The sequence below is a fragment of the Vibrio sp. 704 genome, assembly GCF_033339295.1.
In genome coordinates this window covers 1-1,016 of record NZ_JAWOUH010000138.1, presented here as the reverse complement: position 1 = coordinate 1,016, position 1,016 = coordinate 1, and the positions used below count along the sequence as shown (strand labels likewise).

Below are 1,016 nucleotides of genomic sequence, written 5' to 3'. Positions count from 1 at the left end.
GTATGGCTTGTTTCGAAGATCTAGATTGCCATAGTTGTCGATATGGCCAAATTTGGAATAGTAATCGAGCTCGTAAGCACTAGGAGACGAGCTAAATGCAATTAACGCGAGGGCGAAAGGGATGAAACGCATAACGATTACTTTCCAATAAAAAACGATAAAAGCATAACCTAAAGAGTCAGTGACGGCTATATCGGCCTGAGCTTAACTCGCCGTTGTTCGTAACGACGTGGAGGAATATCTGGGAATGAGAAGTAAGAACAAATTGCTAGAATATGAGATTCTGCCAAGAACCTGAAATACTTCCTTGCTAGTATTGTTCGGGCATAAGGGGATATTCATGAAGTTTAAAAGAGTTTCTATTTTTACTCTGAGCGCCATGGTCGCGCTATTGTCTGGTTCAGTTTTTGCCAAATCTTACAGTACGCCGGAGTCAAAGGCTTTGGTGGTTGCTGATGGTAAAATAGGCCAGCGAATTTGTTACTACGAAGATAAAGCCTATACCGCTGGTGCGGTAATCAAAGTCGATGATGTGCTTTTGGTGTGCTCTGATGAAAACGACTACGAAACCAATGGGTCGTTAAAGTGGGTTGTGTTGAAGCAAAAGAAGTGATTTAGATAAGAATAAAGCGAGCTCGTTGCTCGCTTTAAATTGAATTAACGCGCTAGAGAGCGAGTTTTCAGTTCAAAAATAAGCTTTTCTGCACTTACTTCAAACTTGAATCGAGCGGTTAGCTCTTTAGATTCTTCTGTCAGCTCTGACACATTGTATTCAACGCCAGCGCAGACTGATTTAGCTAGTTCGATGTATTTCGCTAACTCAGACTCTAATGCATCTTTAGTCTCTGCGAAAATCGTTACGTCAGCAACCTCGTCGCCTTCTTTGATGATGAAACCAATCTCACCAGCACAGCCACAAGCTTCACATACTTGGCTTTCTTCTAATTCGACACTCATAACGAATCCTCTTGTAAATACTAAGGGTATTCTATCAGGTATTTGATCTGTATCTACAA

General features: G+C 41.3%; 2 protein-coding genes. One reads left to right on the top strand and one right to left on the bottom strand.

Features of this window, described 5'->3' with window-relative positions:
- The first annotated feature begins 340 nt into the window (after window positions 1–340).
- Complete coding sequence (locus tag R7R24_RS25000; protein WP_005498191.1) at window positions 341–613, top strand: YnjH family protein; 273 nt, start codon at window positions 341–343, stop codon at window positions 611–613.
- Between the two features lie 44 nt (window positions 614–657).
- Here R7R24_RS25000 and R7R24_RS24995 read toward each other — a convergent pair whose 3' ends face one another.
- Window positions 658–957, bottom strand: a complete 300-nt coding sequence (locus tag R7R24_RS24995) for a YfcZ/YiiS family protein (protein ID WP_005488152.1) — start codon at window positions 955–957, stop codon at window positions 658–660.
- Between the last annotated feature and the right edge of the window lie 59 nt (window positions 958–1,016).

Excerpts from the sequence above, each read along its gene's own strand:
- R7R24_RS25000 (WP_005498191.1), top strand. The coding sequence starts at position 341 with ATGAAGTTTAAAAGAGTTTCTATTTTTACTCTGAGCGCCATGGTCGCG.
- R7R24_RS24995 (WP_005488152.1), bottom strand. The coding sequence starts at position 957 with ATGAGTGTCGAATTAGAAGAAAGCCAAGTATGTGAAGCTTGTGGCTGT.